Source organism: Leptospiraceae bacterium, from assembly GCA_025059995.1.
Lineage (GTDB): Bacteria > Spirochaetota > Leptospiria > Leptospirales > Leptonemataceae > SKYB61.
Window position 1 is genome coordinate 1 of record JANXCF010000014.1, and the last position, 687, is coordinate 687.

2 protein-coding genes are annotated in these 687 nt (G+C 46.7%); both read left to right on the top strand.

What is annotated here, in order from left to right; all coding sequences use genetic code 11:
* Positions 1-260: hypothetical protein (locus tag NZ853_11525; GenBank protein MCS7206314.1), on the top strand; the 260-nt coding region annotated here is incomplete at its 5' end.
* Between the two features lie 67 nt (positions 261-327).
* On the top strand, positions 328-687 hold a 360-nt coding region (locus NZ853_11530; GenBank protein ID MCS7206315.1), incomplete at its 3' end, for an aminomethyl-transferring glycine dehydrogenase subunit GcvPB.

Consider the following 687-nt stretch of genomic DNA (forward strand, 5'->3'; position numbering starts at 1 on the left):
TAGACCCTCAAGCCTATCTGGGTGAATACTTCCGTGAAGACCTGAAATTTCCAGAATTATCCCAGCTTGATGTGGTTAGACATTACACCAGGCTTTCACAACTAAACTACGCCATAGATACCACCATGGTGCCCTTGGGTTCCTGCACCATGAAATACAATCCCAGGATAAACGAAGAACTTGCAGACATTGAAGGCTTCAAAAACCTCCATCCAATGACACCAGACCAGTATGCACAGGGAACTCTTAGGTTGATTTAACAACTGCAGGAGCTTTTAAAATCTTCAACCTGCTGCCGGAGCACATGGTGAGTTGCTTGGTCTTTTGATGATACTTGCCTATCACAAGGACAGGGAGAACCTCCACAAAAGGAAGGTTTTGGTCCCTGATACGTCTCATGGCACAAACCCAGCCACTGATGTAGCCTGCTTTATGATAACCAATCCTAACACCTTAGGGATTTTTGAAAGAAGAATAAGAGATATAGCTGAGGCTCTTCACAGAAGGGATGCGCTCCTCTACATGGATGGTGCCAACATGAATGCTTTGGTTGGCTTGACTAAGCCAGGTGATTGGGGTGTGGATGTTATGCACTTTAACTTACATAAAACCTTTTCTACGCCCCACGGTGGTGGAGGTCCAGGCGGGGGTGCGGTCGGTGTGTCGGACAAGCTGGAACCTTACCTA